Raw genomic sequence first — 11792 nt, forward strand, 5'->3', positions numbered from 1 at the left:
CGCGATGCTGTTGCGGCGAATTGCTCGCAGAGCCTGTCTAACAACGGTGAAACAACATCATGCATTCTTTGAAATCGTTCTAAAGAATATGCGCCATGCGCGCGATAAGCACGGTTGGTCCATGATGATTCCGTGACCGAGAATGTTCGCACGCCGTTCTCAGCAGGAGCTTCGGGAATTCTTTCCATGAATATTTGGGAAGTTGTGGCAGCCACATCTCCCAAACTCACTTCCAAAGATTCGGCGGAAAGAGCGTGGTGTCTTCAAACAGCGCGCGCGGGAAATCAGTTGCTCAACGGGTAGATCTTTCCCGGATTCATGATTCCTCTCGGGTCCAGCGCCGTCTTTACCGCCTTCATGAGCGCCACCCCCTCACCGTGCTCCGTTTGCATGTGCACGATCTTGTGCAGCCCTACGCCGTGTTCGCCTGAGCATGTGCCTCCCATCGCAATGGCTCGGCGCGCGGTGCGAAAGGCGAGCGCCTCGGCGCGCTCGGTCTCTTGCGCGTCCTTCGGATCGAACAGGATCCCGAGATGGAAATTACCATCACCGACATGGCCGACGATCGGCGCCGTCAGGCCAGATGCGACGATGTCCGCCTTGGTCGCCAGCAGACAGGCCGGCAGCGCCGAAATCGGCACGCAGGCATCGGTACCCATATTGGCCTTACCGGGCTCAAGCGCCATCACCGCTTGATAGGAATTGTGGCGCGCCTTCCACAACCGCGTCCGGTCTTCCGGCCGCTCGGCGAATTGAAACGCGCCGCCGCCGTGATCCGCTGTTATCGCCTGCATCATCTCCACTTCCTCGCGCACTCCGTTCGGCGTGCCGTGAAACTCGAGAAAGAGCGTCGGCGTCTCCACATAATCCAGTTTCGAATAGCGGATTGCGGCGCGCATCTGCACCTCGTCGAGCAGTTCAATGCGTGCCATCTTCAGATTGGATTGCAGCGCCGTCACGACAGCGGCGACAGCACCTTCAAGCGAGGCAAACTGGCAGACGGCCGCAACGATCGTCTCCGGCTGGCCGTAAAGCTTGAGCTGGATTTCGGTGATAACGCCGAGCGTTCCTTCGCTGCCGACATAGAGATGGGTGAGATCGAGGCCAGCAGATGACTTCCGCGCGCGGCTGCCGGTGCGGACGATACGGCCATCGGGCGTGACGACGGTGAGGCCGAGAATGTTCTCACGCATCGTGCCGTAGCGCACCGCATTGGTGCCGGAGGCCCGCGTGGCGGCCATGCCGCCGATCGAGGCATTGGCGCCTGGATCGACCGGAAAGAACAGGCCGGTGTCGCGGACATGCGCGTTGAGGGCTTCGCGCGTCACGCCCGCCTGGACCCGGCAGTCGAGCGAGTCCGGTGTGACCTCCAGGATTTTGTCAAAGCGCGTCATATCGAGCGACACGCCGCCGGCAAGAGCTGCAAGCTGGCCCTCCAGCGAAGACCCCGCGCCAAAGGGCGTGACCGGCACGCGGTGTTCGTTGCACAGCGCGAGAACGAAGGCGACCTCCTCGTTGGTCTCGGGAAAGACCACGAGATCGGGCACACCGACTGCCGGCAGGCCTTCGCCGTGGCTGTGCTGGTCGAGCACCGCCTGCGAGACCGTGACACGCGCGCCCAGGCGTTCAGCGAGCCTCGCGCGCACAGCGGCGATGACTTCCGTTGTTGGGCGCGGCAGGGTGTGGGCGTTCATGTCGGCCTCCATTGTGACTCGGCCTCCATCTGCACCACGGCGATCCGCCTTTCAAGCCGCGACGGCGCCGGCTCTCGTGCGCACCAAATCCAGCCCGCTAGCTTATTCGGCGGCCTCGCCGTGGCCCAGATAGGCGCCCATCAGGCGGGGATCGCGCGCGACCTCGGCGGCGCTTCCCTCGGCAACGATACGTCCCGAGCTCAGCACATAACCGCGGTGCGCGACGGCGAGCGCCATGCGGGCATTCTGCTCCACCAGCAGAATCGCCGTCCCCTGCCGATTGATTTCCACGAGCTTGCCGAACACCTGCTCGACCAGCAGCGGAGCCAGTCCGAGCGACGGCTCGTCGAGCAGCAGCAGACGCGGACGGCTCATCAATGCGCGGGCAATGGCGAGCATCTGCTGCTCTCCGCCTGAGAGCGAGAAGGCAAGCGATGCCGACAGGCGCTTGAGGTTGGGGAACAGTTCGAGCATTTCCTCGATCAGTCCCGCCAGTTCACCGTGCGGCCGTCCATAGGCGCCGATCTTGAGGTTCTCGATGACTGTCAATCCGCCGAACAGCCGCCGGCGCTCGGGAACGAGCGCCAGTCCCATTCCGACCAGACGCTCGGTCGGCTCCCTGATCAGCTCCTGACCTGTGAAGCGCACCGAGCCCGAGGCCTGCGCCAGACGCGCGATCGCCTTCAGCGTGGAGGATTTGCCTGCCCCGTTGTTGCCGAGCAGCGCCACGAACTCGCCAACACCGACCTTCAGCGACACCTGCCGCACCGCCTCGATGTCACCGTAGCGGACCACGAGATCGGAGACCTCAAGCAGCGGCGCGCCGGTGCCTTCGCTCGCGCGGCCGACCTGTTCATGGAGCTCCGCCTCGCGGTCGGCACGGCCGAGATAGGCCTCGATGACGGCGTCGTTGCGCTGGATCTCGGCCGGCGCTCCCTCGGCCAGCACCTTGCCGAAATTGAGCACAGTGATCCGGTCGGCGAGCGTCATCACCACTTCCATCTCGTGCTCGATCAAGAGGATCGTCATCCCGCGCGCATGCATCTGGCGGATCACCTCGATCAGGCGCGCGGTCTCGGCGTGGTTGAGACCTCCATGCGGCTCGTCAAGCAGCACGAGGCGCGGCTCCAGCGCGAGCGCCTTGGCGATTTCGAGCAACCGCCTTTGTCCCTGCGGCAACGAGGCGGCATTCACATCGGCAACGTCGGCAAGCCCGACGAACGCAATGATCTCGTCGACCCGGCGTGCGTTTTCCTGGTCGAAGCGCCACGGATGAGTCCTGCCGTGCCGCGCGGCAAGGACGTTCTGGCGCACAGTCATCGAGCCGAACAGGCGGGTATTCTGGAATGTGCGTGCCAGCCCCATTGCCGCGAGCTGGTGCAACGGCTTCGACGTGACGACGGCGCTTTCGAAGCGCACCTCGCCTCCGGTCGGCGTGTAGATGCCGCTGATGATGTTGAACAGCGTGGTCTTGCCCGAGCCGTTGGGGCCGATCACGGCATGGATCGTGCCCTGCGCGACGGTGAGCGATACGTCTTCGAGCGCCGTCAGGCCGCCGAAGCGTTTGGTGACGCCGGAGAGCTCAAGCAGCGCGTTCATGATGCGTCACGTCCGATCGTGCATAGGATTTTTCGCGCCGGCGAAGACTGCGGAAGGCGGAGAGAACCAGTCCGGAGAGACCGGCAGGGAAGAAGGTGATCACGAGGATGACCATGACGCCGAAGACGGCAAAGTAGTATTCCTGCATGAAGCGCAACAGCTCCGGCACGAAGGTATAGAGGATGGCCCCGAGCACGGCGCCAAGGGGGCTGCCGAGGCCGCCGACCACCGCCATGGCGAGGTAGGAGAAGGTCGACTGCCACGAGAAGACGTCGGGGCTGATATAGCCGCGCAGCAGCACGTAGCAGATGCCGGCAAGACCGCCATAGGCGGCCGAGATCACGAACAGCATGATCTTCAGCCGCGAAATATCGACGCCGATGGCCTGCGCCGCCAGCGGATCGTCACGCAGCGCGCGGATGCGCAGACCCAGCGGACCATTGGCGATCCAGACCTGGAGCAGATAGGCGCAAGCGACGATCGCGAGCAACACCCACAGCATCTTGTCGTTCTCACCAGCGAGCCCGATGCCCGGGATCGCGGTGATGCCGTTGGCGCCGTTGGTCAGTCCCTCCCAGTTCACCAGCAGCCGCTCGACGATCAGCGCGAAAGCCAGCGTGCACAGGGCGAGGTAGTGCCCCTTCAGCCGCAATGTCGGCCAGCCCAGCGCCATCCCCACCGCGGCGGAGATTGCGATCGCGCCCATCGCGGCGACCGGCACCGGCATGCCTGCGGCCTGAAGCAGCGTGAATCCATACGCCCCGATGCCGAAGAATGCGCATTGTGCGAGCGACATCTGGCCGCCGAAGCCGAGAATAAAATTGAGCCCGAGGACCAAGAGGATGTTGATCAATGTCACGTCTGCGACCTGCAGATAATACACCGACAGGAATTGCGGCAGGACGAGGCCGCAAAGGATCGCAACGCCGATCACCAGAAGGGCGAGCGTACGCATCGTCAGCGTGTTTCCGTCGACGGTCATTTATGGACGCTCCAGTTCGAGTTCGCCGAAAATGCCCTGCGGGCGGAACATCAGAACTGCGATCAAGACGCCGAACGCAATCACGTCGATATATTCCGACGAGATGTAGAAGGATCCCGCCGACTCGATGACGCCGAAGATCAGGCCACCGACGAGCGCGCCGGGGATCGAGCCGAAGCCGCCGAGGATGGTCGCTGCGAAGGCACGGAGCGACAGGTTAACGCCCATGTCGGAAGATACGTAAGACAGCGGCGCGATCAGCCAGCCCGCCAAGGCTGCGAGCATGGTAGCGTACGCAAAGATGAAAGCGATGATGCGGGCGGTGGGAATGCCCATCAGCCGCGCAGCTTCAGCGTCCTGCGCGGTGGCGCGCATTGCGCGACCGAGCGCGGTATGCTGAAACAGCGTGTGCTGGATCGCCATCATCACGGCGAGCGCCGCCAGGATGACGAGATACTGCGCGTAGATCGTGGAGCCGAACAACTGCACAGAGGTCGTGCCCAGGGGGCCAGCGAAGTTGAGAGGCTGCGGTCCCCAGATGATCACGGCGATATTCTGCAACGCCATGGACAGGCCGAGCGTTGCCACGATCGCCGACAATTGCGGCGCGTTGCGCAAGGGATGGTAGATTCCCCAAGCCAGCGCGGCGCCGAAGATGCCAAGGATCACCAGCATCGTGACGAGGTTCAACCACAGCGGCATCCCGAGACGATTGGCGAGCCAGCCGACCGAGACGAACGCGCCGAGCATCACGAGGTCTCCCTGAGCAAAATTGACCAGGGAGACCGCATTCCAGATCAGCGTGTAGCCGAGCGCCACCAGCGCATAGGCCGCGCCGATCGCCAATCCCACCAACACGATCTGAATGAAAGTCTGCAACATCGTAAGATCCCGTCACGGTGCCGGCCACCGGAGGTCCGGCGGCGTCGCACGCTCGTTAGCTGCTGATGGCCTTGACGATCTCCGGCTTGCCGCCGGCGACCTTGGTGATGATGCCGGAATGGGTCATGTCGCCGTTGCCGGTCCAGCCATAGCGCGCGACGATGCCCGGGAAGTCACGGATCGCGGTCAGCGCCTGCTGGATTCCCTCGCCCGTAATGACGTCGGCGCGCTCCATCGCCGCGATGATCAGCTTTGCCGCGTCGTGATAGACCGTGGCGTAGAGCTCCGGCTCGTCACCGGGATGAGCCGCCGAATAGAGCTTCTTCCAGCTCTGCACCCGCTCGTCGGGATTGTCCTTGACGAACTCGCCGATCGCCATGCATCCGTCGGCGCCCTCTCCGGCGAGGCCGAGGAAGATCGGCTGCGAGAATGCCGTGTTGCCGGCGATGCCGAATTTCACGCCGAGGGTCTTGCTCTGCTTGGCAATGAGCCCCGCCGGCTGATCATCGGTCCAGACGATGATGCCGTCGACACCGGCCTGCTGAAAGGCCAAAATCTGCGAGGTGTAATCCTTGGTGGCGTCGGTGTGGGCCTGCACCAGCGCAGGCTCGACGCCGCGCTTGGTCAAGGAGGCCTTGACCACGCCAATGCCGGATTGCCCAAAGGCCGTGTTGACGTAGCCAAGTCCGATCTTCTTCCATTGCAGATCTTCCGTGACGTATTTGACCAGAAGGTCCGCGCCGATCGCATCATTCAGGCGGACGCGAAACACCCAGGGGCTGCCTTGCTGGGTGACGACTGGTCCGGTTGCGCCCGTCAGGCACGGGATCTTGTATTTCGCAAGCAGCGGCAGGTTCGGCAGGATGCCCGGCGTGTAGTGCGGACCTACCAGTGCCACGACCTCGTCCTGGGTCGCGAGCTTGGTAACGGCATTTGCCGCCGCAGTTGGGTTCGGCCCGAGATCGTCGGCGATGCGTACCTCGATCATGCGCCCCTTGATGCCGCCCTTGTCGTTGATCTGCTTCACCGCAATCGCGACGCCATTCTTCATCCACTGGCCGTTCTGGGCGAACTGACCCGTCATCGGTCCGGAAATGCCGATGCGGATCGGATCGGCGGCGTGTGCGCGGCCGAGGATCGCCGGCATTGCGAGCGGTACGGCAGCAATGCCCTTGATCAGACTGCGTCGAGAGAAGCGCAAGGTAGAGACCATGGCAGTTTCCTCACTTGGTTTTGCGATGCCGCCTCGTCTCGAGCGGCTGGTTTTGCGAGCAGGATCGACTCAGTTGTCCGAGCGGAGCGGACGGAGACCGAAGGTGCAGGCGGCCGAGAGCAGCGCCATGGCGACCATGTAGCCGGCCACCCAATAGGCCGAGCCGTACTCGGCAAGGAGTGCAGTTGCGATCAGCGGCGAGAGGCCGCCGCCGAGGATCGGGCCGAGCTGCTGCACGAGCGAGAGGCCGCTGTAGCGGATGCGCGCCGGAAACAGCTCCGAGAAGTAGGCGCCTTGCGCGCCGTAGACCGAGCCATGACCAAGCGCGAGACCTAGCGCGATCGCGAGCCAGATCGTGCCGGTGTGCCCGGTGTTCAGCATCTGGAAGAAGACGAGCGCGAGCGCGGCCTGGAAGATCATGCCGCCGACATAGACGGCGCGACGACCGACCCGGTCCGACAGGGCACCGAACAGCGGCAGCGTCAGGCATTCGAGCGCACAGCCGACGAGCACGCCGTTCAGGATTGTCTGGCTCGGCAGCCCGAGCTTGGTCTTGCAGTAGGTGATCGCGAACACGGCGTAGATGTTGAACAGCCCGCTCTCGGCGACCTTGGCACCGATGCCGAACAGGATGTTACCCTTGTGATTGCGGACCGCCTCGACCACCGGCACGCTGGCAGCCCCCTCCTCGCTCAGCACCCGCTTGAACTCGGGCGTCTCCGAGATCTTGAAGCGGATGAAGAGCCCGATCCCGACGAGGACGATCGAAAACAGGAACGGGATCCGCCAGCCCCAGGCGAGGAAGTCAACCTCGCTCATGGAGGTCGACAGGATTCCCAAGAGCGCGATCGGGATCAGGAATCCGGCGGGCACGCCGATATGGACGAGCGAGCTGAAGAAACCGCGCCGGTCGGCCGGCGCATGCTCCACCGTCATCACCATGCCGCCGCCATATTCGCCGCCGATGCCAATTCCCTGCAACAGCCGCAGCCCGATGAGACAGATCGGCGCTAATACACCGACCTGCTCATAGGTCGGCATGAGTCCGATGAGGAAAGTCCCAAGTCCCATGATCAGGATAGTGATGAGCAGCGCCGTTTTTCGGCCGACGCGGTCTCCGAAATGGCCGAACAGCACGCCGCCGAGCGGCCTTGCACAATAGCCCACGAAGAATGTCGCGAAAGCGAGCAGCGATCCAACCAAGGGATCGGAACTCGGGAAGAAGATCTTGTTGAAGACGAGCGCGGTCGCGGTCGCGTAGAGCGTGAAGTCGTAATACTCGATCATGTTGCCGATGGCGCTCGCCACAGCAACCTTCCGGATGTCGCCCGAGGCCCGACCCTTGATCGAAGCGGCCGCTTGGTCTGCCACCCGGCTGGACCCGATCGACCTAACCATTCCGCTCATGACGTCGTCCTCCGGCTTCGGCAGGAAGACATTCCCGCCTGGACTTTTGTCCGTATTTCGGACAACAAGAGCAGCGACTTATTCCACATGTCAAGAGGATTTTTCCGCCGGATCGCTAGCCATCCCGCACATTCAACGCATGTGTCGATACTTCAGCGAACACGCTTGAGCGAACACGCTTGACGTCCTGCGCGCATTTGTCATACAAAATGTCCACATTCCGGACAATAAAGGAGGATAACGTGCCAGCAAAGATTACCGGTATCATTCCGCCCCTCACCACGCCGTTCGATCAGAACGGTGACATCGACGAAAAGGCTTTCCGTCGCCAGGTGAAGTTCTTGCTTGAGAAGGGCGTGCATGGCGTCTGCGTCGGCGGCAGCACTGGTGAGGGTCACACGCTTACCACCGACGAATTCCGGCGCTTGATCGAGGCCTGCGCAGAGGAGCTGAACGGCAAGGTGCCGCTCGTCGCCGGCATCATCGCCAACTCGACCCGCGAAGCGATTGCCCGCGCCCGTGCCATTGAATCGGTCGACGTCGCCGCGCTCCAGATCACGCCGGTGCACTATCTCTTCAAGCCAGACGAGGATGCGACGGTCGGCCACTTCAAGACGCTGTCCGAGTCGGTCAAGCAGCCGGTCATCATCTACAACGTCGTGCCCTGGAACTACCTGAGCCCTGCGCTGCTGCTGCGGATCATGAACGAGCTGCCCGGCGTGATCGGCGTCAAGCAGAGCGCCGGCGACCTCAAGCTGATGGCCGATCTCTTGCTCGACGTGCCCGCGGGCAAGGTCGTGCTGACGGCGGTCGATGCGCTGCTCTATCCATCCTTCGCGCTCGGCGCGCATGGCACGATTGCCGCGAACCCGGCTGCAGTCCCCGGCGCCTGCGTGGCACTGTGGAACGCGGTCCAGCGCGGCGACCACGCCACCGCGCTCGAGATCCACAAGCGCCTGTTGCGGTTCTGGAACACGATCGTCGGCGACAATCTCCCGGCCTGCGTGAAGCACGCCCTCACCCTACAGGGATCGCCGAGCGGGCTTCCGCGGCAGCCAATGCCGGCTCCGACCAGCCGGCAGAAGGACGCGATCGCGGCTGCGCTCAGGCCTTTGCTCGAGGTCGAAGGCAGCGTGAGGCTGGTCGCGGCCGAGTGAGCACACGACAAAGGGCGCGGCATTGCCGCCGCGCCCGATTCCGTCTAAGTCGGATATGGTTCGCGTCCTGGATATTGCGTGGTGACGCCACCCGAAAGGTCCGACATGACTAGCGTCGACAGCAGTCGACAGAGCGTGAAGTCGCTCTTCAAGATGCTCGAGGTCCTGGAGGCCTTCTCCTCGACCGACCCCGAGCTGAGCGTTGTCGAGATCGCGCGCCGCACCGGCCTGCCGCGCACCACCGTTCATCGCATTGTAGATAGCCTGCGCAGCGTCGGGTTCCTGGAACAGGACGCGAGCCGCGATCGCTACCGCCTTGGCATAAAACTGTTCGAGCTCGGCGGCAGCGCACTCATGAACCTTCCGCTGTATCGCGAGGCGCCGCCTTTCGTCGATACGCTTGCCAAGCTCAGTGGCGAGGATGTGCATCTCTGCATCTTCGACGGCGCGCAAATGGTCTTCGTCAATCGCCGCAGCCAAATTGCTGCACGCCCGCACAACACTGTCATCACGATGGAAGCCTCGCCCTGTCACTCGACGGGCGTGGGTAAGGCGGCGCTCGCATTCCAGAGCGACGCCGTGATCGACCGGGTCATCCGCGCCGGCCTGCCTCGTTTCACGCCGAGCACGATCGTTGAGCCGAAGCGGCTAAAGACCGAGCTCGCGGCAATCAGGTCCCGCGGCTATTCGGTGGACGATTGCGAGCATGAGCCGGAGCTGCGCTGTGTCGGCGCGCCGATCCGCAACAGTGCAGGCCGCGTCTTCGCGGCGATCAGCGTGAGCGGTCCGAGCCGGCGCGTTACGGCTGAATGGGTGCCAGAGCTCGCCCGGACCGTGATGACGCACGCCGAGCTCCTGTCGATCCGCCTGGGCTACCAGCCTGACTCGCACAGCCGGGCCGCAGACGCTGCGCCGGAGCGCAACACCCCCAAACGTCGTCAACGGTCCGCGGCAGGAACCGCACAAGGCGAACGTGGCGCCTGATCGAAGGACTTCACCCTCCATCTTCGCCGGTCCGCGGTGCCGCGCGCAGCTACGAGGTGACTAGCGACGGTCGCCTCAATTGTCCCGTCGAGTCTGCAAGACTCGCGAGGTAGTGCGCGGCGTCGCTAATATCGGCGACGATCTCGCGTTCGGCGCCATCGGCGTCGCCTGCGACGATAGCCTTCAGCGCCGCGGTGTGGTGATCCCAGCCCTTCAGCAGGACCACATATTCGGGGATCACGTAGGACAACACCGGCCCGCAGCGCAGCCACATGTTCTCGATGGTCTCGACGAGCAGCGGAATGCCCGACATCGCATAGATGCCGAAGTGAAACTTGCGGTGATGTTCGAGGTAGCTCTCGAGCTTGCGTGCAGCGATCAGCGACTGCATCGTCGAAAGCCGCTCTTGCAGCTTTCGCAGCGTGGCATCGTCATGCCGGTGCAACGCGGCCTCCCGCGCTGCGCGCCCTTCCAGGGCGCAACGCACCACCGTCAGGTCCGAAAGCTCGCGGCGGGACAGGTGCGGCACGATCGCTGAATTGCGCGGCCCCTGTTGCAGCACGCCTTGCGCCACCAGACGGGTGACGGCGTCGCGTACCGGTGTGATCGACGTCCCGAAACTTTCGGCCAGTGAGCGCAAGGTCAAGACCGTGCCGGGCTCGAACCGCCCGGCCAGCAGCGCATCCCGCAACTGTGCGTGTGCGAGGTCCCACAGCGGTTCACGCTCGATTCGTTTCAATGCCGTCATACAACGCTCGGTATCGCGGCGCGCGACATCGCGCAAATCCCTCAGCCAGGCGCTAGGCTTGACCTGCCGACGATGTTTGTTATAACAAACAACAAAATGGGAGGAAACACAACCATGCAAAAAGCCGCCGCGATCGCCCTGGCGTGCGTGATCTCGCTGTTCCAGACGCCCGCCAGCCACGGTCAATCGAGCTTTCCCCAGCGGGACATCACCTTCATCGTGCCATGGAACGCGGGCGGCTCAAATGACGTCGCGGCTCGGGCGCTCGACCCGATTCTGCGCGAACATGGGATCAAGATCGTCATCGAAAACGTCGTCGGCGCGACCGGCGTGATCGGCATGCGCCGGGTCGCGAGTGCAGCGCCGGACGGTTACACGCTGGGCATGGGGACCAGCTCGACGCTGGCGCTGATGGCGCAGGGCAAGGCGCCGCTGACGAATGCGCAATTCACCCACATCGCGCGCGTCTCGACCGATCCCCTGATGCTCCTGGTCTCGACCAAGGCCGAGCAGAAATCGCTCGACGACTTCATCAAGTACATGAAGGGCAATCCCGACAAGGTCACGATCGGCACCCCCGGCAATTACAATCTAAACCACATCTTCGCCTTGATGACGGCGCGCGCGGCGGGCGTGAACTTCGTCAACGTGCCCTACACCGGCGGATCGAAAGTGGTGGCCGACCTGCTCGGTCAGCACGTCGATTCCGGCGTGTTGAAGCCCTCGGAAACACTTGGCCAGATCCAGGAAGGCCTGCTGAAGCCGATCGGCATCTTCGCCAATGAGCGGCTGGAGATGTTTCCGGACGTACCGACCTTCAAGGAAAAGGGCTACGACGTCTTTCCCTACGGCCCCGTCGTCCAGATGGCTTACGTCGTTGGTCCGGCAAACCTCCCCGACGACGTCCGCACCAAGCTGATCACCGCGTTCCGCGCCGCCATTCAGGACCCGCGCTTCAAGGAATTCGCCAAGAAGAACGTGTTCCTTGTCGACGACCTGACCGGCGATGCGCTGACCAAGGAAGTCGACAACGTCGCAGCCACGTTCGGCACTGTGGCGTCACAGGTCTTTCCGAAGGAATAGGCGGGTCCGGCGGAATCGCGGCTCTTAATCCCAACACTCTCCA

The 11792-nt window shown here is 63.4% G+C and carries 10 protein-coding genes; 3 read left to right on the forward strand and 7 right to left on the reverse strand.

Going from position 1 to position 11792, the window contains the following annotated elements; genetic code table 11:
- Window positions 1–284: 284 nt before the first annotated feature.
- The 6 genes from ACZYOF_RS05395 to ACZYOF_RS05420 all read right to left on the reverse strand — a co-directional run bounded on the left by ACZYOF_RS05395 (window position 285) and on the right by ACZYOF_RS05420 (window position 7777).
- Window positions 285–1694 carry an FAD-binding oxidoreductase gene (locus ACZYOF_RS05395; RefSeq protein WP_463715063.1) on the reverse strand — a complete coding sequence of 470 codons (1410 nt, stop codon included), beginning with the start codon at window positions 1692–1694 and terminating at the stop codon, window positions 285–287.
- A gap of 102 nt (window positions 1695–1796) precedes the next feature.
- Entirely contained in the window at window positions 1797–3293 is a 1497-nt protein-coding gene (locus ACZYOF_RS05400; protein ID WP_463715064.1) for an ATP-binding cassette domain-containing protein, read from the reverse strand.
- Window positions 3277–4275, reverse strand: coding sequence for a branched-chain amino acid ABC transporter permease (locus ACZYOF_RS05405; RefSeq protein WP_463715065.1), 999 nt, complete (start codon window positions 4273–4275; stop codon window positions 3277–3279). Before ACZYOF_RS05405 ends, ACZYOF_RS05400 begins: the two co-directional genes overlap by 17 nt.
- Window positions 4276–5157 (reverse strand): branched-chain amino acid ABC transporter permease, encoded by an 882-nt coding sequence (locus ACZYOF_RS05410; RefSeq protein WP_130577607.1) that lies wholly within the window; start codon window positions 5155–5157, stop codon window positions 4276–4278.
- A 55-nt stretch (window positions 5158–5212) separates the two neighbouring features.
- Window positions 5213–6370, reverse strand: a complete 1158-nt coding sequence (locus ACZYOF_RS05415) for an ABC transporter substrate-binding protein (protein ID WP_463715066.1) — start codon at window positions 6368–6370, stop codon at window positions 5213–5215.
- 69 nt (window positions 6371–6439) lie between these two features.
- The gene (locus ACZYOF_RS05420; RefSeq protein WP_463715067.1) at window positions 6440–7777 is read right to left on the reverse strand and encodes an MFS transporter; all 1338 of its coding nucleotides are present in this window, start codon (window positions 7775–7777) and stop codon (window positions 6440–6442) included.
- A gap of 242 nt (window positions 7778–8019) precedes the next feature.
- Between ACZYOF_RS05420 and ACZYOF_RS05425 the strand changes: the two genes are divergently transcribed.
- Both ACZYOF_RS05425 and ACZYOF_RS05430 read left to right on the forward strand, forming a co-directional pair.
- Window positions 8020–8934 (forward strand): dihydrodipicolinate synthase family protein, encoded by a 915-nt coding sequence (locus ACZYOF_RS05425; protein ID WP_394565798.1) that lies wholly within the window; start codon window positions 8020–8022, stop codon window positions 8932–8934.
- 105 nt (window positions 8935–9039) lie between these two features.
- Entirely contained in the window at window positions 9040–9918 is an 879-nt protein-coding gene (locus ACZYOF_RS05430) for an IclR family transcriptional regulator (protein ID WP_463715068.1), read from the forward strand.
- Window positions 9919–9967: 49 nt separating this feature from the next.
- Here ACZYOF_RS05430 and ACZYOF_RS05435 read toward each other — a convergent pair whose 3' ends face one another.
- The gene (locus ACZYOF_RS05435) at window positions 9968–10702 is read right to left on the reverse strand and encodes a GntR family transcriptional regulator (RefSeq protein ID WP_245475741.1); all 735 of its coding nucleotides are present in this window, start codon (window positions 10700–10702) and stop codon (window positions 9968–9970) included.
- A 78-nt stretch (window positions 10703–10780) separates the two neighbouring features.
- Here ACZYOF_RS05435 and ACZYOF_RS05440 point away from each other — a divergent pair, with 78 nt between their 5' ends.
- Window positions 10781–11749 carry a Bug family tripartite tricarboxylate transporter substrate binding protein gene (locus tag ACZYOF_RS05440; RefSeq protein WP_463715069.1) on the forward strand — a complete coding sequence of 323 codons (969 nt, stop codon included), beginning with the start codon at window positions 10781–10783 and terminating at the stop codon, window positions 11747–11749.
- Window positions 11750–11792: the final 43 nt, after the last annotated feature.

The sequence above is a fragment of the Bradyrhizobium sp. LeoA1Lang genome, assembly GCF_055413685.1.

What these genes read in the sequence shown, in the direction of transcription:
- ACZYOF_RS05395 (WP_463715063.1), bottom strand. Translation starts at nt 1,694, where the DNA reads ATGAACGCCCACACCCTGCCGCGCCCAACAACGGAAGTCATCGCCGCT.
- ACZYOF_RS05400 (WP_463715064.1), bottom strand. Translation starts at nt 3,293, where the DNA reads ATGAACGCGCTGCTTGAGCTCTCCGGCGTCACCAAACGCTTCGGCGGC.
- ACZYOF_RS05405 (WP_463715065.1), bottom strand. Translation starts at nt 4,275, where the DNA reads ATGACCGTCGACGGAAACACGCTGACGATGCGTACGCTCGCCCTTCTG.
- ACZYOF_RS05410 (WP_130577607.1), bottom strand. Translation starts at nt 5,157, where the DNA reads ATGTTGCAGACTTTCATTCAGATCGTGTTGGTGGGATTGGCGATCGGC.
- ACZYOF_RS05415 (WP_463715066.1), bottom strand. Translation starts at nt 6,370, where the DNA reads ATGGTCTCTACCTTGCGCTTCTCTCGACGCAGTCTGATCAAGGGCATT.
- ACZYOF_RS05420 (WP_463715067.1), bottom strand. Translation starts at nt 7,777, where the DNA reads ATGAGCGGAATGGTTAGGTCGATCGGGTCCAGCCGGGTGGCAGACCAA.
- ACZYOF_RS05430 (WP_463715068.1), top strand. Translation starts at nt 9,040, where the DNA reads ATGACTAGCGTCGACAGCAGTCGACAGAGCGTGAAGTCGCTCTTCAAG.
- ACZYOF_RS05440 (WP_463715069.1), top strand. Translation starts at nt 10,781, where the DNA reads ATGCAAAAAGCCGCCGCGATCGCCCTGGCGTGCGTGATCTCGCTGTTC.